The 19439-nt window shown below is 40.8% G+C and carries 19 protein-coding genes; 13 read left to right on the top strand and 6 right to left on the bottom strand.

Going from position 1 to position 19439, the window contains the following annotated elements; translation table 11 throughout:
* Nucleotides 1–3: 3 nt before the first annotated feature.
* From trpD to aroF, 4 genes are read right to left on the bottom strand one after another with little or no spacing between them, the layout of a single operon-like run.
* Nucleotides 4–1011, bottom strand: coding sequence for an anthranilate phosphoribosyltransferase (gene trpD, locus QQK02_RS01555; RefSeq protein WP_284206180.1), 1008 nt, complete (start codon nt 1009–1011; stop codon nt 4–6).
* 1 nt (nt 1012) lies between these two features.
* Entirely contained in the window at nt 1013–1654 is a 642-nt protein-coding gene (locus QQK02_RS01550; protein ID WP_284206179.1) for an aminodeoxychorismate/anthranilate synthase component II, read from the bottom strand.
* A 2-nt stretch (nt 1655–1656) separates the two neighbouring features.
* Nucleotides 1657–3270 (bottom strand): anthranilate synthase component 1, encoded by a 1614-nt coding sequence (locus QQK02_RS01545; RefSeq protein WP_284206178.1) that lies wholly within the window; start codon nt 3268–3270, stop codon nt 1657–1659.
* Nucleotides 3267–4280, bottom strand: coding sequence for a 3-deoxy-7-phosphoheptulonate synthase (gene aroF / locus QQK02_RS01540; protein ID WP_284206177.1), 1014 nt, complete (start codon nt 4278–4280; stop codon nt 3267–3269). The genes QQK02_RS01545 and aroF overlap by 4 nt, the downstream gene beginning before the upstream one ends.
* A 374-nt stretch (nt 4281–4654) precedes the next feature.
* Between aroF and rnm the strand changes: the two genes are divergently transcribed.
* Complete coding sequence (rnm, locus tag QQK02_RS01535; RefSeq protein ID WP_284206176.1) at nt 4655–5515, top strand: RNase RNM; 861 nt, start codon at nt 4655–4657, stop codon at nt 5513–5515.
* Between the two features lie 311 nt (nt 5516–5826).
* On the top strand, nt 5827–6993 hold the full coding sequence (locus QQK02_RS01530; RefSeq protein ID WP_284206175.1) for a hypothetical protein: 1167 nt from the start codon (nt 5827–5829) through the stop codon (nt 6991–6993).
* A 20-nt stretch (nt 6994–7013) separates the two neighbouring features.
* On the opposite strand, the gene QQK02_RS01525 is transcribed toward QQK02_RS01530, so the two are convergent.
* On the bottom strand, nt 7014–7829 hold the full coding sequence (locus QQK02_RS01525; RefSeq protein WP_284206174.1) for a crotonase/enoyl-CoA hydratase family protein: 816 nt from the start codon (nt 7827–7829) through the stop codon (nt 7014–7016).
* A 179-nt stretch (nt 7830–8008) separates the two neighbouring features.
* Here QQK02_RS01525 and QQK02_RS01520 point away from each other — a divergent pair, with 179 nt between their 5' ends.
* The 8 genes from QQK02_RS01520 to QQK02_RS01485 all read left to right on the top strand — a co-directional run bounded on the left by QQK02_RS01520 (nt 8009) and on the right by QQK02_RS01485 (nt 14091).
* Nucleotides 8009–8629, top strand: a complete 621-nt coding sequence (locus tag QQK02_RS01520) for an L-threonylcarbamoyladenylate synthase (protein WP_284206173.1) — start codon at nt 8009–8011, stop codon at nt 8627–8629.
* Nucleotides 8630–8664: 35 nt separating this feature from the next.
* Nucleotides 8665–9459 carry a segregation and condensation protein A gene (locus QQK02_RS01515; protein WP_284206172.1) on the top strand — a complete coding sequence of 265 codons (795 nt, stop codon included), beginning with the start codon at nt 8665–8667 and terminating at the stop codon, nt 9457–9459.
* A complete protein-coding gene (gene scpB / locus QQK02_RS01510; RefSeq protein ID WP_284206171.1) occupies nt 9459–10043 on the top strand; it encodes an SMC-Scp complex subunit ScpB in 585 nt (194 codons plus the stop codon). The genes QQK02_RS01515 and scpB overlap by 1 nt, the downstream gene beginning before the upstream one ends.
* 32 nt (nt 10044–10075) lie before the next feature.
* Nucleotides 10076–10936: a 23S rRNA pseudouridine(2605) synthase RluB gene (gene rluB / locus QQK02_RS01505; protein ID WP_284206170.1), complete on the top strand. Its 861-nt coding sequence runs from the start codon at nt 10076–10078 to the stop codon at nt 10934–10936.
* Nucleotides 10937–11027: 91 nt separating this feature from the next.
* On the top strand, nt 11028–12173 hold the full coding sequence (gene rnd, locus QQK02_RS01500) for a ribonuclease D (protein ID WP_284206169.1): 1146 nt from the start codon (nt 11028–11030) through the stop codon (nt 12171–12173).
* A gap of 40 nt (nt 12174–12213) precedes the next feature.
* Nucleotides 12214–12498: a YcgL domain-containing protein gene (locus tag QQK02_RS01495; protein ID WP_284206168.1), complete on the top strand. Its 285-nt coding sequence runs from the start codon at nt 12214–12216 to the stop codon at nt 12496–12498.
* Nucleotides 12491–13531, top strand: a complete 1041-nt coding sequence (locus QQK02_RS01490; protein ID WP_407704994.1) for a lytic murein transglycosylase — start codon at nt 12491–12493, stop codon at nt 13529–13531. The genes QQK02_RS01495 and QQK02_RS01490 overlap by 8 nt, the downstream gene beginning before the upstream one ends.
* An 8-nt stretch (nt 13532–13539) precedes the next feature.
* Nucleotides 13540–14091: a YcgN family cysteine cluster protein gene (locus tag QQK02_RS01485; protein WP_284206167.1), complete on the top strand. Its 552-nt coding sequence runs from the start codon at nt 13540–13542 to the stop codon at nt 14089–14091.
* Between the two features lie 51 nt (nt 14092–14142).
* Here QQK02_RS01485 and QQK02_RS01480 read toward each other — a convergent pair whose 3' ends face one another.
* A complete protein-coding gene (locus QQK02_RS01480) occupies nt 14143–14667 on the bottom strand; it encodes a gamma carbonic anhydrase family protein (protein WP_284206166.1) in 525 nt (174 codons plus the stop codon).
* A 244-nt stretch (nt 14668–14911) separates the two neighbouring features.
* Between QQK02_RS01480 and QQK02_RS01475 the strand changes: the two genes are divergently transcribed.
* The 3 genes from QQK02_RS01475 (at nt 14912) to QQK02_RS01465 (ending at nt 19434) form a co-directional block, all read left to right on the top strand.
* Nucleotides 14912–16453, top strand: a complete 1542-nt coding sequence (locus QQK02_RS01475; protein WP_284206165.1) for a Re/Si-specific NAD(P)(+) transhydrogenase subunit alpha — start codon at nt 14912–14914, stop codon at nt 16451–16453.
* Nucleotides 16454–16462: 9 nt separating this feature from the next.
* Nucleotides 16463–17866: a Re/Si-specific NAD(P)(+) transhydrogenase subunit beta gene (gene pntB, locus QQK02_RS01470; RefSeq protein ID WP_284206164.1), complete on the top strand. Its 1404-nt coding sequence runs from the start codon at nt 16463–16465 to the stop codon at nt 17864–17866.
* Nucleotides 17867–18024: 158 nt separating this feature from the next.
* A complete protein-coding gene (locus QQK02_RS01465) occupies nt 18025–19434 on the top strand; it encodes an alanine/glycine:cation symporter family protein (RefSeq protein ID WP_284206163.1) in 1410 nt (469 codons plus the stop codon).
* Nucleotides 19435–19439 lie beyond the last annotated feature (5 nt).

The raw sequence follows: 19439 nt of genomic DNA, 5'->3' as shown, positions 1-19439 counted from the left end.
TTTTTATCCCTTAGATAACTCAACGAATTGCATTAAGGTGTTAAAAGCTGCGCCACTTTGCAGCGTAGATTTAGCTAGTTCAGCGCACGCGATTAATGAATCGGCCTTGTCGTGAAGGTAAAGTAATGCTGCAGTATTAATAATTACCGCGTTATTGTGTGCTAATTCACCTTTACCCTGAAGTATCGCTTTAATGATGCTGGCGTTTTCTTCCGGTGTGCCACCTTTAATATCATCAAGTGTTGCTTGTTCAAGGCCAAAATCACTTGGCGAGATTGTTTTGTTAACCAATTCACCTTTTTCAATTGCTACGATTTGTGTGGTGCCATGCAGTGCGATTTCGTCTAAACCACTGCCATGAACTACCCAAGCTTTTTCAACACCTGTAATTTTTAATGCGCTCGCCATTGTTTCTAAAAGCGAAGGAGTATATACACCTAACAACATCGTTTTCGGTGAGGCTGGATTCACCAGAGGTCCCAAAATGTTAAACATGGTGCGAACACCCATTGCTTTGCGCACGGGAGCAGCGTGCTTAAAGCCTTCGTGATAAGCCGGTGCGTACAAAAAACAAAAATTAGTTTTGTTTAAACAGTTGGCTGCAACGTCTGGCGACATAGTTAGGTTAGCGCCAAAAGCTTCTAATAAGTCTGCAGAGCCAGACATAGACGAAACACTTCGGTTACCATGTTTTGCCATTTTTAAGCCACAGGCCGCAGCTAAAATAGCACTTGTCGTTGAAATGTTTATTGTGTTGGCACCGTCACCACCTGTACCTACACAATCTGTTACCGGATAGCTAACGGTAGGGAAGGGCGTTGCCGATTCTCTAATGGCTATCGCCGCGCCACCAATTTCTGTTGCCGTTTCACCTTTGATTTTAAGCGCTGTTAAAACGCTTGCTAACAACTCAGGAGCAACATTTCCGGTGATCATTTGTTGAAAAAAAGCTTGAGCTTGTTGCTGTGATAAATCATTACCGTCAATTAACGTTTCTAATATATCGCTCATGTTATACGTTCCCTGTTTTGCTGATGAAAGTTTCAAGTTGCTTGGTTTGCAGATAGTTCATGGCATTGCCCAGTAGATCTGAACCATAGTTAGTCAAAATAGATTCTGGATGAAATTGAAAGCCAATGATTGGCAGTGATTTGTGTTCAATCGCCATCACTACATCGTCAGTTTTCGCTGTGACAACCAGTGATGAAGGTACCGTTGTTGCCATTAATGAATGGTAACGAGCGACACTGAGTGGGTTAGCGATACCACTAAAAGCGCCATTCTGATTGTGTTGTACAAATGATGATTTACCATGAACAATGGCACTGGCTCTACCTACACTGCCACCAAAATGTTGCACTAAAGCTTGGTGACCTAAACAAATGCCGATCATAGGAAAGTTACCTGCTGACTTTTCAATCAATGCCATTAAGCAGCCTGCTTGGCTTGGGTTGCCAGGTCCTGGTGATAACACCAAGATCACTTGCTCACCAGTAGACTCGACATGTTCTACCATTTTTTGATAAATGAAATCAGCTGATAGGGTATTTCGATAAATCTCAGGGTGAAAACCTAGTTGGTAAAACTCGTCAACCAAGTTATAGGTAAAGGAGTCTAAGTTATCGAGCATGAATATTTTAGTTTGCTTGTCCATGGTTAAGCCTCCTTTTGTTGAGCAACAAGTGTCATGTTTTGCGCTTGGGTCAGGGCATTGATAACCGCTTGTGCTTTTTGGCGCGTTTCGTCCGCTTCAGCCTGAGGCACAGAGTCATAAACAACACCTGCACCGGCTTGAACATGTGCAACATCATCTTTTACAAAAGCTGAGCGGATAACGATACAAGTATCCATTTCACCTTCACCCGTCATGTAACCAACTGCGCCACCGTAACTGCCACGGCGCTTTTGTTCGACTTCTCTGATAAGACTTGTTGCTTTAACCTTCGGCGCACCTGAAAGCGTGCCCATATTCATACAGGCTTGATAAGCATGCAGGGCATCTAAATCGGTGAGTAGTGTGCCGCAAACACGAGATACAAGATGCATAACATGGGAGTAGCGGTCAACTTTGAGTAGCTCTGCTACATGGCGTGTTCCACCTTGACTGACTCGTGCAATATCGTTTCGAGCTAAATCAACGAGCATAATATGCTCAGCAAGTTCTTTTTGATCTTGTCTTAATTCAAGTTCAATTCGAGAATCTAAATCTAGCGCGATCTCACCGTTAGCTTTTTTACCGCGTTTACGCGTACCTGCTATCGGATAAAGCTCTACTTGTCTGTTTTTTTGCTGATATTTTAATGCAGATTCAGGTGAAGCACCGAACAAGCAAAAATCCTCATCTTTAAGGAAGAACATATATGGACTGGGGTTGCTCAGCTTAAGTAGGGCGTAACTTGTTAATGGGTTTTCACAAGGTAATGAAAAGGTTCGCGACGGTACCACTTGAAAAATATCACCTGCGCGAATATTTTCTTTTAGCTGGTCAACAATGCCACAGAATGTATCGTCACTAATATCGACTTTAGCCTGTTGAACAGGGACTGTCTGTTGATTAGTGATAGGCTGCGCTGAAATGTGTTCGAGAAGTCTTGATTTGATGTTTTGAATACGGCGGCTAGCTTCAAAATAACACTTTTGTTGGTCTGGTCCTGAAAATACTTGGCTAATAATCTCCGTCGTACGTTTTTCATGATCAATGACGATGATGTTTTCAGCTAAATAATAGACATAATCTGGGCAACTGTTTTCTCCATCAGATACGACAGGAAGCTGTTCAGCAATCGCCATCAGATCAAAGGCAAAAACACCACCAAGAAAAACCGCAAGCGGGTGATGAGTTTCGTTCGTTAGGTGATTAAAAATACGTAAAACCTGGAACGGGTTAGGTGCTTTTAAGCGTGTTAGTTCATCCACTTCAGGATTCGCACTGTCAAAATTTACCGTCAGTAAATTGCCGTCTAATTGACAGTGAGCATGTTCTTTCAATTGCTCATAAGCAAACGAAATAGCATGTTGGCCGTTAATCGTTAAACTTTTCAAGCGCACTTGCAAAGCGTTACATTCAATACGTACCGCCGCATGTGTAAGTAGCAAGCTTTTAGTTTGTTGTTTATTGTCAATTTCAGCCGACTCTAACAATAAGCTGTTGCTGCCGTCTTGGCATAGTGCTTTAAACACTGCTAAAGGATCGCTTTGGTAACGGGCACTGCTGGTTAGCGTTGCAACGGATCCAATTTCATTATTTATGTTTGAGAAAACACCGCTCATAATTGCTTTCCTGCTGCGCTTATAAAGGGTTTTATATCCGCCATTAACTGGCTAAAATCATCAGCGGTTAATGCTTGATGTCCATCCGATAAGGCTTCTTTAGGGTTTAAATGTGTTTCTACAATAATGCCATCAGCACCAACGGCTGCAGCTGCGCGTGACAACGGGTTAATTAACGATTTAACGCCTGTGCCATGTGATGGATCAACAAAAACAGGTAAATGGGTTTTTTGTTTAAGTAAGGCTACTGCATTTAAATCGAGTGTATTTCTTGTTGCTGTTTCAAAGGTGCGTATTCCTCGTTCGCAAAGAATAACGTTAGGGTTGCCAGCATTAATAATGTATTCGGCTGCAAGCAATAACTCTTCAATCGTAGCGCTCATACCGCGCTTTAGTAAAACAGGCTTTTTCTGCTTACCTACTGCCTCTAATAAACGGAAGTTTTGCATGTTTCGAGCACCGATTTGATAGCAGTCGACATAGTCAGACATTAAGTCGGCATCAATAGGGTCAATGATTTCTGAAACAACGGGCATGCCATAAACATCTTTAGCAGATTTTAACAACGCGAGGCCTTCTTCACCCAAGCCTTGAAAACTGTATGGGCTTGTACGTGGTTTGTAAGCGCCACCACGTAGTAATGGAATGTGTTGCGCTTTTAGCATTTCGGCAATGCCAAATAATTGCTCTTTGCTCTCAACTGAACAAGGACCTGCGATGACAGTAAAGTTGCCACCACCAACTTTTACACCACCAATTGAAATGATGCTGTCGTGGGCTTGTAGTTCTCTAGCGACGAGCTTGTATGGGCTTAAAATAGGCTTGACTTCGTCTACCATCGGGTAGCTATCAAGATGGAGTTGACGAAGGACCCGTTCGTCACCTAATGCGCCAAGTACGGTGCGTTCAACACCTGGCATGTAAAGCGGCTTTAATCCTAAGCTTGATATTTTATCTAAAATTTCGTTAGCATCGGCTTCGGTAGCTTCTGGTTTTAGTACAATAATCATGTGAATTCCTGTTTTCGTTAAAATGTAATTTGTCAGCCCGCGTAAATTGGCTGAAGCCACCAGATAAACCAGCTTTTAACTTTCGTTGTTAACATTGTTAATCCTATTGCGTTTTGCTTGGTTAAGTTATTAAAATTAAAGTGTTAAAAACAAAAAAGCCCACTTTGAAAGTGGGCTTTTTTGAAAAATTTTGCGTACAAGCATCTCTCACAACCCACTTATGTGTTGTTGTGCCACCACCAAATTGCTTTTTCAAAAGCGTTTAATTGTAAAAAGAGTGAATTATTCATCATGCTTGCTAGTTTTCGTTCCAAAGTACGTCTAATCAACGTAGAATCTCGTTAGTGTTTATATGAAAAGCTATTTTTAATTAGATGTCAACAGCTTCAAAACAATTAAATCGTGAGCAACGAATTGACTTACATAGTCATACAACGTGCTCAGATGGTAAGTATACCGCACAAGAGCTCATTGATAGAGCTGTCAACTTCCAACTTGATGTGTTGGCGATTACCGATCATGATTCCATAGATGCATTAGCTAGTGCAAAACAATATATTGCGGAAAAAGAATTATCACTACAAATCATCAATGGTGTTGAAATTTCAACCCGTTGGCATGGTTTTGAAATACACATTGTGGGATTGAATTTTGATGTTGAAAATCAAGCACTCAAAGCATTGCTCAGCCAACAAGCACAGGCAAGAGAAGAACGAGCAGTTAACATGGCGGCTAAACTTGAAAAGTGTGGTTTTGAAGGCATTTATCAAGACGCTAAACTATTAGCAAAAGATGGCACAATTACGCGTTCTCATTTTGCGCAAGTACTATATAACCGTGGCGCAGTAACCAAAATGCAAGCGGCATTTGATAAGTATATTGGTAAGAATAAGCGCGCTTTTGTTAAATCAACGTGGTGTGATATGGCGACAGCAATTAGTGCTATCCAACAAGCGGGTGGCAGTGCAGTCATGGCCCATCCTATTCGCTACGATATGTCAGGCAAGTGGCGTAGAAAGCTTATCGTTGAATTTAAAGAAGCTGGCGGTGACGCATTAGAAATTGTTTTGCCTCAAATGAATCCAGATCAACGCAAGCTAATGTTATCTTATTGTCACGAATATGGGCTCAAAGCATCATTGGGTTCAGATTTTCACTATCCAACGCCTTGGAGTGACTTAGGTAGAAACCTAAGATTGCCAGAAGACTGCACCCCCGTATGGCAACAGTGGTAACAAATCACTGATTAAATTTAGATAGCTAACTAAATTAAGTGCGCCAAACGCACAGTGATATGGCGTACATATACATGTAAGTGAATTTCACACGCGTTATATCAACCCACATTGATCGGCGAATATGATCACCGGTTGCATCATCGATTAACTGATCAACAAACGTAATTTTTAACAAAAATCGTCGTATTTATGAGCGTTGACGCTAACTGGTGCGCCTAACTGCTAGAGCTTTATCGACAACTTGAAGTTTGCAGTTGACAGAGCTATATTGCGCTTACCTAATAGACTCATTTAAAAAGGAGATTTTAATGTTTATTAAGGTAATGATGGCGCTATTGGGCCTATTGATTTTGTTAAACCACCCACCTTTATTCGCATCAATCACATCGCTGCCGACAGCTAGTGTAACAAAGACGTATATTTGCAATAGTGCATTAGTGAATAGTATCGACTGCAAGCAAATAAATGATACGACGTTAAGATTTGTGGCTAGAAGTTATATTGAAAACAGTGACACGATCGAGGAGTGTCGTTTAAACCCAGAGGATATTACATGTGATAATGAATCAATGTTTGTTTCACAGGTATTTTTCATATTTTATTACCCAACAACAGGAAATGTGCTTAAAGCAGTTGTAAAAAAGCCTTCTTCGTTAAACACATTGCAATACACCGTCGACGACGTGCCAACTAACAGTTCTGAGAGAAATACAGCTAGATTATTTAAAGAACTAAATGTTCAATATATTGAGTTGTTAAATACATATTCATTCAAGCAATATGAAGAAGATATGTTTTATAATACTTTTGGTCAGTCTCCAGAGCACGTGGGACATATTGACGGTGTTGATCCTAATCTTATATCGCGCTTCGGTAATTGCTTAACTGCAACATCGTACTACTTTAACTCAAGACATTTTGATGATAATTCAAGCGGATGTCAGTCATTTTTAAACAATTGGTTGGATGGGCATTTTCGCGAAGCAGGGAGTCCAACATCGGAACTTCATAACTTATTAGAGCGTATAAACATTTCCATTGATCAGGACGTAGCTTTAAACGTTAACTTACACTTAAATAAATCATTTAGCTTTGTTATAGAGTTTAAAGATAACTCCGTGTTGTCAATAAAAGTGACCTTGCCAGATAACCCAATGAAAGGCCTTGGGTTAGAACTTGAGAAAACGTTCTCTAAAACTTCGAGTGGGCAAACATTAGCTCAATTTATAGAAACCTCCCAATTGGGCGGAAATATAGAAACTGAATTGTCTTATGGAGAAGCACTTGATTATGCTCATTATTTAGGTGTAGCAGATAACTGTACAACGAATTTAATTACTATTGGCAGGGAAGTCGATTACCTGATTATTAAAACAGATTACCCTGATGGTATAGTCACTTTAACAATGCAAAGGTTAGGGGGTAGTCCTGTCAGTAGACAAGTAACCACCTGTAGCAACAATAAATTGGATTAATAACAGGTTCTACTAAAACCCTACCTAAACTTACAATTTATGTAAGGTTTCTTTTCGGTAGAACCATCACTCATCTCTCGTTTAACAGCAATACGCTGATTCTTTCCCATCAACACTTTAATTTGATACCAAGATTCTCTAAATAAAGCAAAACCAGGGCCAGACCACCACGATTTCTTATACAGTTTTTTAACTGCCGCTAAGGCATCTGGTGAACGATTTAAAAGCTCTTGCGCCAGTGTTTGCGCATGTTCAATAGGGTTATCGCTTAGGTGAGTGACTAAACCTAACGACTTCGCTTCTGTGCCTGATAATTGGCGTGCTGTCATCGCTAATTCTAGCGCTACATCTTTAGCAACTAATTCACGTAACGGTAATGATCCCCCCATATCAGGAATAAGGCCCCATTTAGCTTCCATGATAGATAAGTTAGCATCAGGTGTTGCGATCCTAAAGTCTGCACCAAGTGCAATTTGCAAACCTCCGCCCCAACAAATACCCTCAATAACGCAGATAACCGGCACGGGCACATCTCGCCAACCCGTACAAATATATTGCGCTTTGTTAGCAACAAAAGGCGACCACTTTGCCAACAGCTTCATACCATTTGTGGCGTTTGTTAAAACAGACTTAATATCTAACCCCGTACAAAAATTGTCACCTTGGCCACGCAAAATGATAACGCGCACAGACTTATCTTTTTTTAAGCGTTTAATCGTTTTACAAATAGCATCAAACATCGCCATATCAAGCGCATTGCCTTTTTCAGGACGATTAAGAGAGACCAGTGCAATACCTTGGTCATCGATAGCGGTGATTACGCGCGATGTTGTCATTATGATTCTACTTTTTTATTGGTCGTACCAGTAGGTTAAGATAATTTGTGAATAAGGTGAAGAGATTTTGCTTATTTACTGTTTAATTAGCATTTTATTACTTACAATATAAGCAATGCTTGGTATGTTTGAACTGTGCAGGCGCGTAGTTGCCAAGTAACCGATAAAAAGGAACTAACATGAGTCAGTTTTTCTATGTTCACCCGGATAATCCTCAGCAAAGGTTAATGAAACAAGCTGTTGAAATGATCCATGATGGCGCAGTCATTGTTTATCCAACCGATTCAGGTTATGCACTTGGCTGCCACGTTGGCGATAAGAAAGCGCTAGAGCGAATATGCCAAATTCGCAACATTGATATGGACCATGATTTTGCCTTGGTATGTCGTGATTTATCAGAATTATCAGACTATGCAAAGGTTGATAATACCGCCTTTCGACTAATGAAAAATAATACGCCTGGCGCATACACCTTTATTTTTAAGGCAACCAAGGAAGTCCCTAAGCGGTTGATGAATCCTAAGAAAAAAACCATCGGTATTCGAATTCCAAAAAACAATATCGTACAAGCATTATTAGCAGAATTAAATGAGCCATTATTGTCGACAACGTTAATTATGCCAGGCGAAGATATGGCAGAATATGATCCTGAACATATTCGAGATATTCTAGAAAAACGCGTAGATTTAATCATCAATGGTGGGTATTTAGGAGAGCATCCAACAACCATTATTGATTTTAGCGAGGGCGAGGTTGACATCATTCGTGAAGGTGAAGGTGATCCTCAACCTTTTAAATAACACACTATGTTTTCAATTATCTCGAAACCATTTTAATGAGTGATATGATTCAACAAGAATTACCGCTAGCCTTTGTACGAGGAGAGGCGGTAATTGAAAAGCCACAAGATTTATTCATACCGCCTGATGCGCTAGAAGTTATTCTAGAAAGCTTTGAAGGGCCGCTCGATTTACTGCTTTATCTTATCCGTAAACAAAAATTCGATATTCTTGATTTACCTATTGCGCCTATTTCTGTCCAATATATGCAATACGTTGAAGTGATGAAAGACTTCAATATGGAGCTTGCAGCTGAATATTTAGTGATGGCAGCTATTTTAGCTGAAATCAAGTCACGCCTGTTATTACCGAAACAAGTGGTTGCCGATGAAGAAATTGACCCTCGAGCGGAACTTGTAAGGCGATTGCAGGAGTATGAAGTATATAAACAAGCCGCTGAAAATATTGATGAATTACCTCGTCTTGAACGAGATACTTATACTGGCGATGCGCTGATGCCAGAAGCTTATAAAATAAAAATCCAACTGCCAGAGGTTGATTTGAATGAGTTAGCGTTTGCGATGCAAAATGTATTGAAGCGCAGTGAAGCATTTGAACATCATCATATTCAACGAGAAGCGTTATCAACAAGAGAGCGTATGGCTCTGGTTTTAAGTCAATTACAACAAGCAAATAATCAGCAACTCGATTTTGTCTATTTGTTTGATGTAAATGAAGGTAGGGCAGGGGTTGTTGTAAGTTTCTTAGCTATTTTAGAGCTTTTAAAAGAATCGTTAATTAAATGCATTCAAACTAACGCTTTTGGTTCAATATCGGTTAAACTTGCCTGATGGAAAATATTGATGATAAGCAATTGGTTAAATTGATCGAAGCAGCAGTCTTTGTTGCCGATAAACCATTGTCTAAAAATCAAATTAAATCAACGGTTTTAAGTCCGTATAAAGTCAGTCCTCAGCAATTTAATCGTGCCGTTAAAACGTTAACAGACGATTATGCAGATAGAGGAGTCGCCTTTATTGAAGTCGCTTCAGGTTATAGGTTTCAAGCGATTGATGCGTTTGCCAACGAATTATCGTTGCTCTTTCAAGAAAAAGCACCAAGGTATTCTCGCGCTTTACTTGAGACGCTTGCATTAATAGCCTATAAACAGCCTATTACACGAGGTGAGATTGAAGAAATTCGTGGTGTTGCTGTGAGCAGTCATATTATGAAAACACTACAAGATCGAGAGTGGGTTAACGTTGTTGGCCATAAAGAAGTACCGGGTAGGCCGTCACTTTATGCAACGACTAAAACTTTTCTCGATTATTTTTCGTTAACGTCGTTAGCTCAGTTACCTGAGCTAATGTCAGTTCCTGAGATGAAACTGGCAGATGACCTAACCCCTATTAAAGAGTCAGCAGACAGTGCCTAAGGTAATCACTACTGACGTAAGAGAAAAAGACTATGTCTGAAAAGTTGCAAAAAGTTCTTGCTAGAGCCGGCAAAGGATCACGTCGTGAAATGGAATCATTTATCAGCCAAGGCCGAGTAAGTGTTGACGGAAAAACTGCCTTCTTGGGCGATCGAGTAGACGGTACAGAGCAAATTCGTGTTGATGGCCATACCGTAAACCTTCAATCGAAAGACAGCGATATCTGCCGAATTCTTATGTACAACAAGCCTGAAGGCGAAATGTGTACAAGAAAAGATCCCGAAGGTAGACCAACTGTTTTTGACCGATTGCCTAAGCTAGAGAATGGCCGCTGGATTGCTGTTGGTCGATTAGATATTAATACCCAAGGTATGCTTTTGTTCACGACAGACGGTGAACTAGCAAATCGATTGATGCACCCATCTCGAAAAGTAGAACGTGAATATGCTGTGCGCGTATTTGGTGAAGTTAACGATGCAATGTTGCAACGTTTACGCAATGGTGTGAAGCTTGAAGATGGTCCTGCCAAATTTAATAAAATCACCTACCGTGGTGGCGAAGGACGTAACCATTGGTTCCATGTGGTGTTAACTGAAGGTAGAAACCGAGAAGTTCGCCGTTTATGGGAAAGCCAAGACGTTCAGGTAAGTCGATTAATTCGAGTGCGTTACGGTGATATTCAATTACAACGTCAATTGCCTTTGGGTGGTTGGGTTGAGCTAGGCCTTAAAGACGTTAATTACTATCGTAATTCTGTGCAATTACCGCCTGAAACACAGTCTAAAGTCAAAGTTGATGAAAAATCGATTGATAATGCTAAAAACAGACGTATTCGTCGCTCTGTGAAAAAGCATCATTTGCGTCAGCAGCAATCAAATCGACGCCGCAGATAATAGCTCAAATTTAATTTTTCAATCTCTTTAAGCACAGTTTTGATAGCTGTGCTTTGTCCAAGTTAACTGTAATTGTTTAAGTGAATTGTTGATGGAACACCAGATTTTAACGATTGAAACCCAAGCTGAACTCGTTGAGTTATGTCAGCAATTAGCGGGTGAAAGCCTACTCGCAATAGACACTGAGTTCGTTCGTACACGCACGCTTTTCCCTAAACTTGGCTTGTTGCAGGTAGCAAGTGCTAATACCACCGCGTGTATCGACCCATTAGCGGTAGATGATTTATCACCATTTTGGCAACTGTTAACCAATCCTAATATTCTTAAAGTCTTGCATGCTTGTTCTGAAGATTTGGAAGTCTTTTTAACGAGTGGTAATGTTAAAATTGCTAATATGCTTGATAGTCAGATCATGATGGCATTTTTAGGGCATGGTATTTCTCTAGGTTATGCCGCAATGGTAAAGCATTATTTAGCAATTGAACTAGATAAAACAGAATCACGTACTGATTGGACAAAACGACCATTATCAAGCAAGCAAATTCAATACGCCGGCGCAGACGTGTATTACTTATATCGTTTGTTTCCAAAGTTACGCGCTCAAATAGAAGAGCAAGGCTATTTCGATGCGGTTAGCCAAGAGTCGCAAAACTTAATTGATAAAAAAGCACAGCCAATCAATGCCGGTTTGTTATATCAAGACGTGAAATTAAGCTGGAAGCTAAGCCCTGTCGGTTTGAATCGATTGAAGTATTTAGCAAGCTGGCGCTACGAGCAAGCGGTTAAGCGCGATTTGCCTATTAGCTTTGTCGCCAAAGACAATACATTGTTCGCACTAGCACTTCACGATCCTAAAAGCGTCCCAGCAATGTTAGCGTTAGAAGGTTGTGACATGCTAGATGTTCGTTACAAAGGCAAGGCTATGCTGCATGTACTTAAATCAGCATCACAAGTTGAAGAACAAGATTTCCCAGAAAAGCTTCAGCGCCTTGATAATGCAGCAGGCTATAAACAAATATTCAAACGCCTCAAAAGCTTTTTAACAACTCAGGCTGAACAGCATAACGTACCTATCGCCGTATTAGCATCTAAAAAACAGATGAATCAATTGTTAAAATGGCAGTTCAATATTAATAATATACGCCAAACTAGTGAGCGAGTTGACTTGCTTAGTGGGTGGCGAAATGCCTTAATTGGCCAAGATTTGGCGAACTTTATTGCCAATAATTACCAATAATTTATATTACATAATCCTTGTTACTTAAAAGGTTGTTCTCATGTTATGTGCGGTTTATAAAAGCCCGAAAAAAGCGCAAACTTATTTATTCGTAGAAAAACGTGAAGATTTTTCACGTGTACCTGATCCATTATTAAAAACTTTCGGTAAACCTCAATTGGTAACCATTGTTAATTTGGCCAACAAAGACAAACTTGCTTTTGCTGATATCGACAAGGTTAAAAGTGAATTGGCTGACAACGGGTTTTATTTGCAGTTACCACCACCTCAAGAAGATTTATTAAAAGAGCATTTAAAAGCGCAAGGTCGCAGTGAGTATGAATAAAATGACGTCATTTTTCCGTATTTTATCGGTAGCCGTTGCTGGCGCCAGTATTTCCATATGCGCATTTGCCAATGAGAAAAAGCCTAGTTTTGAACAATATATCGCCCAGATAAAACAAGAAGCAGTTAGCAAAGGGTATAGTGAGCAATTCATAGACAATGCTTTTGCTAATGTGACCTTTCACCAACGAGCAGTTAAAGCAGATCGCAACCAACCTGAACGCGTTGAAACGTTAGATACTTACCTGCCAAAACGTGTACCTGACTGGAAGGTGCAACGTGCACGCAAGCTATTCAAAGAAAATCAAGAGTTACTAGTAAAAGTTGGCGATGAATACGGCGTACAGCCGCGTTTTATCGTTGCACTTTGGGGCCTTGAAACCAACTTTGGCCGAATTATGGGTAACTATAATGTGGTATCGGCATTATCTACATTAGCCTATGAAGGCCGCCGTGAAGCTTTCTTTAAAAAGCAATTGTTTGCCGCCCTGCAAATTTTGGACGAAGGTCATATCAAAGTCGAAAACATGAAGGGATCATGGGCTGGTGCGATGGGGCAGAATCAGTTTATGCCAACGTCATTTCTAGCATATGCAGTTGACGGTGACGGCGATGGCAAAAAAGATATCTGGGGTAATAAAGCAGATGTCTTTGCATCGATGGCAAATTACCTTAAAACAGAAGGTTGGAATGACGATTTAACTTGGGGAAGACAAGTACAATTGCCTGAAGATTTTGATATTTCTCATGCGATACCTAAAAATACAGGTAGTCGTAAAAACTGGTTGAAAGCTTGGGATGGTCATGAAAAAACGATGGCACAATGGCAAGCACTCGGCGTTCGTCGCGCCGATGGTAGAGATTTACCTAAGGTAGATATCACGGCTGCTATGGTGTTTCCTGATGATCAGAATGGCCGTGTTTATTTAGCTTACGATAACTATAAATCACTGATGCATTGGAATTTATCATACTATTTCGTCAGTTCAGTGGGCGTGTTGTCTGATCGTATCAAATACCCTGCAATTAAGTAGCAAATAAAATGGCAAAAAATAAAGCGCGGGCAAAACCTAAAACCAGTAAGCAACCTGAGGTTGTAGCGTTTTGGGAAACAAAGTCACTTGAAGAGATGTCTCGCGCTGAGTGGGAGTCGTTGTGTGATGGTTGTGCAAAATGTTGTTTGCATAAGTTTATCGACGATCCTGACGTTGATGACGACAATGAATTAAAGCCAACCGATCATATTAAAGAGCATGAGCAAATGGTTCATAGCTCGATTGTTTGTCACTTACTTAACGATAAATCATGTCAGTGCACGCAGTATGAAAAGCGCACGATACTCGTGCCAGATTGTGTCAGGTTAACGCAAGATAATATCGATGATGTGTTTTTCATGCCGCCAAGTTGCACGTATCGTCGGCTTAAAGAAGGTCGAGGCATGCCATCATGGCATCCGCTATTAAATCAGGGAAAAACCACAAAAATGCATGCAGCAGGCATGTCGGTGCGAGGCAAGGTGGTGAAAGACAATGAAGTATCACTTGATGACTTTGAAAAATATATTGTCACGTGGCCACTAAATGATTGCGATTGATAGTGAAATTAATGAAAAAAAGGCTGACATTCCAGCCTTTTTTTATGTCTGTTATTTGTCGAGTTGGACTAAGTGTTCATCAAAGAATTGGGCGTTGTTTACATAGTGACTTGCCGAAAGTTTTAGTAAGCCCATGGTTTTATCGTCGAGTGCTTTGACTACCTTAGCAGGTGATCCTAAAGCCATGTGACCATCTGGCACTTCCATACCTTCGGTGACAAGCGCGTTTGCACCTATCAAACAGTTGTTTCCAATTTTGGCACCGTTTAGCACGACAGCATTCATGCCAATTAAACTATTATCACCTACCGTACAGCCATGGAGCATAACTTTGTGGCCCACAGTGACATTTTTGCCCAAGGTTAACGGAAAGTTTTCATCTACATGCAAGATACTACCATCTTGAATGTTGGTGTTTTCACCAACGAATACCTCGTCACAATCAGCGCGAATAACGACATTAAACCAAATGCTCGCATTGGCTTTTAAGGTTACGCGACCGATAACCGCTGCCGTTGGTGCAACGAAACATGAATCGTCAATTGAGGGGCGATGTTTTGCGAGTTGATAAATCATAATTTTCCTGTTTATTTTCATCGTATCGGTTTGCGAAATCATTGTCACTTATAACCATATTTAGACAATCAATAATGAAAATAATATAAGTTAAAACAAAAAGCTGTATATAAAACGAACGCAAAATGGTAAAACAATAAACGTATGCGTTAACAATTACAATGAGAAACAAAGTACCGTTAAAACAATAGGTACTATCGCATCGTTATAAAAATATAATTTTCACAGGAACATAAGGTGCCTCATGAGAATAGGAATACCCAAAGAAACCACTTCAGGAGAGAATCGAGTAGCAGCATCACCTACATCAGTCAAAGCACTGATTAAGTTAGGGTTTGAAGTTGTCGTGGAAAAAGGTGCAGGGAAAAAAGCCAGTTTTAACGATACTGAACTCGTTGACGCTGGTGCAACTATTGTCCCGGTAGACGACGCTTGGCAAAGCGATATTATCTACAAGGTCAATCCACCGTCGCTCGAAGAAGTCGCATTAATGAAAGACAATGCGCATTTAGTCAGTTTTATCTCACCAGCGCAAAATGCAGAATTGCTAGACGCACTGAAAGATAAAGCTATTAATACATTGGCCATGGACATGGTACCAAGGATGACACGCTCGCAGTCTCTTGATGCCTTAAGCTCTATGGCTAACATTGCAGGTTATCGTGCTGTCGTTGAAGCAACTCATCACTTTGGCCGCTTTTTAACTGGGCAAATTACTGCTGCGGGTAATTTACCGCCGGCAAAAGTGATGGTTATTGGTGCAGGTGTTGCTGGTTTAGCGGCAATTGGCACTGCAGGTAGTTTAGGAGCAATTGTTCGTGCCTTTGATACGCGTCCAGAAGTAAAAGAACAAATTGAAAGTATGGGCGCTGAGTTTTTAGAGCTCGACTATGAAGAAGAGGAAGATGCAGGTTCAGGTGATGGCTACGCCAAAGAAATGAGCCAAGCCTTTATCGACGCAGAAATGGCGCTCTTTGCGGCACAAGCAAAAGACGTCGATATTATTATCACGACCGCGATGATTCCAGGTAAGCCAGCACCAAAACTGATTACTGCAGAGATGGTTAAATCGATGAAGCCAGGCAGTATTATTGTTGATCTTGCAGCCGCTGGTGGCGGTAACTGTGAATTAACCAAGCCCGGCAAAGTATCGACAATTTCTGGTGTCAAAATTATCGGTTACACCGATTTAGTTTCACGCTTGCCTAACCAATCTTCAGCCTTATACGCGAATAACTTAGTCAACCTGACAAAACTGACTTGTCCGGAAAAAGACGGTGAATTTACTATCGACTTTGACGATCAGGTCATTCGCAATATGACGGTTGTTAACGCTGGTGAGATTACCTTCCCACCGCCACCTATTCAAGTAAGCGCAGCACCTGCTAAGCCGAAAGTTGAGAAAGTAGACAAAACAGCTGAAGACGACGTTGTTAAGTCTAAAGCGACCCCGAAAAAATATTGGCTAATGACATTAGGCGCTGGTGTTTTTGGTTGGATTGCTAGTGTTGCTCCTGCTGATTTTCTATCGCACTTTACTGTTTTTGTACTCGCTTGTGTGGTGGGGTATTACGTTGTTTGGAATGTCAGCCATTCATTGCATACGCCACTGATGAGCGTCACGAATGCGATTTCAGGTATTATTATTGTCGGTGCGTTGCTTCAAGTAGGCAATGACAGCTTATTGATACAGATTCTATCTGCGTTTGCGATTTTAATCGCCACTATAAATATCGTTGGTGGTTTTGTGGTTACAGACCGCATGTTAAAGATGTTTAGGAAGTAGGGGAGCACGATGGAATTTTCTCAAGGTTTGATTTCCGCGGCATACATTGTTGCTGCGTTATTATTCATATTCAGTTTAAGCGGTTTAAGTAAACAAGAAACTGCTCAAGAAGGTAATTGGTACGGCATAGCCGGTATGACAATCGCGCTTATTGCTACGATTGCTGATCCTCGCGTTGATAACGTAGGCATGATTATCGTTGCGATGCTTATTGGCGGTACAGTCGGGTTAAAACTTGCTAAAAAAGTTGAAATGACCCAAATGCCAGAGCTTGTTGCTATTTTACATAGCTTTGTTGGTTTAGCCGCAGTACTCGTTGGCTACAACAGCTATTTTGAACTGCAAGGCAGTATGTCGGTTGTATTAACTGACGAACAACATGTCGCTCACACTATTCATTTAGTCGAAGTGTTCTTAGGTGTTTTCATTGGTGCTGTTACCTTTACTGGCTCTATTGTCGCTTTTGGTAAACTGCGTGGCATTATTAATTCAGCTGCATTGATGTTACCTCATCGCCATAAAATGAATTTAGCGGCAGGTGTTATTAGCTTCTTATTGATGATTAGTTTTGTTAATCAAGGTGGTGTTAATACACCATTGTTTATCATGACGATCATTGCGCTCGTTTTTGGTTGGCACTTAGTTGCGTCAATTGGTGGTGCTGACATGCCAGTGGTTGTTTCAATGCTTAATTCATATTCAGGATGGGCGGCAGCGGCGGCTGGTTTCATGTTAAGTAATGACTTGTTAATTATCACTGGTGCATTGGTAGGCTCTTCGGGGGCCATCTTATCTTACATTATGTGTAAGGCGATGAATCGCTCATTTATTAGTGTGATTGCCGGTGGCTTTGGTACTGACGTCAAAGTTGATACTGATACCGATTATGGTGAACATGTTGAGATCCAAGCTGAAGGTGTTGCTGAGCTATTAAAGCATGCAAAGTCGGTCGTCATTACGCCAGGTTACGGTATGGCGGTTGCACAAGCGCAATATCCGGTGCACGAGCTAACTCAAAAACTAAAAGCCATGGGTATCTCAGTACGTTTTGGTATTCACCCTGTTGCGGGTCGTTTGCCGGGTCATATGAACGTACTACTTGCTGAGGCCAAAGTGCCATACGACATCGTGTTAGGTATGGAAGAAATCAATGATGATTTGGCTGATACCGATGTTGTTTTAGTTATTGGTGCTAATGATACCGTTAACCCAGCAGCGGCTGAAGATCCGACAAGCCCAATCGCTGGTATGCCGGTATTAGAAGTTTGGCACGCTAAAAACGTGGTGGTATTTAAACGCTCAATGAACACGGGTTATGCTGGCGTGCAAAATCCTCTGTTTTTTAAAGATAATACACAAATGTTATTTGGCGATGCGAAATCTTCAGTTGAAGAGATTAGCAAAGCGTTATAATACGTAAGTATCCCTCAGTAAAAAGCTCGCCTTGTGCGGGCTTTTTTTATGTCTAAATATCTTATTTCACAAAAATATGATGCTATTTAACCACTTGGCTACATAAATAGTGACTATTTTTGTTATGGTAGAGGCAGGTTAGCATTTTAGGTGAACATATGATTGAACAATGGATAAATACCATTAATGGTTATTTATGGAATGACATCCTGATATACGTATTAATTGGTTGCGGTATCTGGTTTAGTGTAAAACTCAAAGGCATTCAATTTACACGTTTTGGTCATATGTTTTCAGTACTCAGAATGAGTACACAGTCTTCAAGCCAAGGTATTTCATCATTTCAGGCGCTCTGTACTACGCTTGCCGCGCGGGTAGGTACAGGTAATTTAATGGGCGTTGCTGTTGCCATCAGTTTAGGTGGCGCAGGTGCCGTCTTTTGGATGTGGTTAATTGCGTTTTTAGGCATGGCGACAGCATTTGTGGAAAGTGCTTTAGGTCAGTTATATAAAGAAAAAGGCGAGAACGGTGAGTTTCGTGGTGGACCCGCCTATTACATGCGTAAAGGCTTAAACAGCAAGAAAATGGCGATTGTCTTCTCGCTCTGTTTGTTTTTTGGGTATGGATTTGTCTTTAGTGCTGTTCAAGCAAACTCTATTGCCCAAGCATTTGAAGGTTCTTTTGGCTTTACGCCATTATACACCGGAATAGTGATCACAATTATTGCAGCGTTTATCATTTTAGGTGGTTTACGCAATATCGCTCGTTTTGCAGAGATAACCGTGCCTTTTATGGGCGTAGCTTATATTTTAGTTGTAGGTACCGTATTAGTGCTAAATATTGAACAAGTGCCAGTCATATTTTATAGCATCATTGCACAAGCGTTTGGTTTTGAGGAAGTTGCCGGTGGTGTTTTTGGTGCAGCGTTACAAGGCATAAAACGTGGCCTATACTCTAATGAAGCCGGCATGGGGAGTTCGCCAAACGCAGCCGCTGCTGCTGTGCCATATCCGCCTCATCCTGTCTCTCAAGGTTATATACAGATGTTTGCTGTCTTTTTCGATACGATTATTATCTGTTCATGCACTGCGTTTGTAATTTTACTGTCACAAGATTCAACGGCTGGTGCGGAAGGTATTCAATTAACGCAACAGGCGTTAGCTAGCCAAGTGGGTAGCTGGGGTAATGAGTTTATATCCTTGGCTATTTTAGTGTTTGGTTTTACATCCATTGTGGCAAACTTTGCTTATGCCGACAATAATTTGAAGTACATAAATTTGAACAATTTTGTTGGTCGTTGGTTTTTACGTGTAGGCTTTTTAGTCATGTTGGTGGTGGGGGCTCAGGCGACATTGCCACAGGTCATCGCATTGGCTGATATGTCAGTAGCCATGATGACTTTAGTCAATGTTACCGCAATTATCTTATTAACCAAGGCTGTTGTTTATATCACTAGTGATTACAATAAACAGTTGGCAAGTGGCAAGATACCAAGCTTTGAAGTGACCACTTCACAAGAGAATGAACTGAAACTAACGCAAGGTATTTGGCTAAAACATGACAAATAAAATTA

Origin of the sequence: Thalassotalea eurytherma, from assembly GCF_030161415.1 — a bacterium.
In the GTDB taxonomy this organism is placed as follows: domain Bacteria; phylum Pseudomonadota; class Gammaproteobacteria; order Enterobacterales; family Alteromonadaceae; genus Thalassotalea_G; species Thalassotalea_G eurytherma.
Note: the sequence above shows the minus strand (reverse complement) of the source record. Positions and strands in the feature narration are given on the sequence as shown.

Bases quoted from the DNA above. Each gene is read 5' to 3' on its own strand.
- QQK02_RS01550 (WP_284206179.1), bottom strand. From the start codon at position 1,654: ATGGACAAGCAAACTAAAATATTCATGCTCGATAACTTAGACTCCTTT.
- scpB (WP_284206171.1), top strand. From the start codon at position 9,459: ATGGAAAATATTGATGATAAGCAATTGGTTAAATTGATCGAAGCAGCA.
- QQK02_RS01530 (WP_284206175.1), top strand. From the start codon at position 5,827: ATGTTTATTAAGGTAATGATGGCGCTATTGGGCCTATTGATTTTGTTA.
- QQK02_RS01525 (WP_284206174.1), bottom strand. From the start codon at position 7,829: ATGACAACATCGCGCGTAATCACCGCTATCGATGACCAAGGTATTGCA.
- QQK02_RS01485 (WP_284206167.1), top strand. From the start codon at position 13,540: ATGGCAAAAAATAAAGCGCGGGCAAAACCTAAAACCAGTAAGCAACCT.
- aroF (WP_284206177.1), bottom strand. From the start codon at position 4,280: ATGATTATTGTACTAAAACCAGAAGCTACCGAAGCCGATGCTAACGAA.
- QQK02_RS01545 (WP_284206178.1), bottom strand. From the start codon at position 3,270: ATGAGCGGTGTTTTCTCAAACATAAATAATGAAATTGGATCCGTTGCA.
- QQK02_RS01520 (WP_284206173.1), top strand. From the start codon at position 8,009: ATGAGTCAGTTTTTCTATGTTCACCCGGATAATCCTCAGCAAAGGTTA.
- QQK02_RS01480 (WP_284206166.1), bottom strand. From the start codon at position 14,667: ATGATTTATCAACTCGCAAAACATCGCCCCTCAATTGACGATTCATGT.
- QQK02_RS01515 (WP_284206172.1), top strand. From the start codon at position 8,665: ATGAGTGATATGATTCAACAAGAATTACCGCTAGCCTTTGTACGAGGA.
- trpD (WP_284206180.1), bottom strand. From the start codon at position 1,011: ATGAGCGATATATTAGAAACGTTAATTGACGGTAATGATTTATCACAG.
- rluB (WP_284206170.1), top strand. From the start codon at position 10,076: ATGTCTGAAAAGTTGCAAAAAGTTCTTGCTAGAGCCGGCAAAGGATCA.
- rnm (WP_284206176.1), top strand. From the start codon at position 4,655: ATGTCAACAGCTTCAAAACAATTAAATCGTGAGCAACGAATTGACTTA.
- pntB (WP_284206164.1), top strand. From the start codon at position 16,463: ATGGAATTTTCTCAAGGTTTGATTTCCGCGGCATACATTGTTGCTGCG.
- QQK02_RS01475 (WP_284206165.1), top strand. From the start codon at position 14,912: ATGAGAATAGGAATACCCAAAGAAACCACTTCAGGAGAGAATCGAGTA.
- QQK02_RS01495 (WP_284206168.1), top strand. From the start codon at position 12,214: ATGTTATGTGCGGTTTATAAAAGCCCGAAAAAAGCGCAAACTTATTTA.
- rnd (WP_284206169.1), top strand. From the start codon at position 11,028: ATGGAACACCAGATTTTAACGATTGAAACCCAAGCTGAACTCGTTGAG.
- QQK02_RS01490 (WP_407704994.1), top strand. From the start codon at position 12,491: ATGAATAAAATGACGTCATTTTTCCGTATTTTATCGGTAGCCGTTGCT.
- QQK02_RS01465 (WP_284206163.1), top strand. From the start codon at position 18,025: ATGATTGAACAATGGATAAATACCATTAATGGTTATTTATGGAATGAC.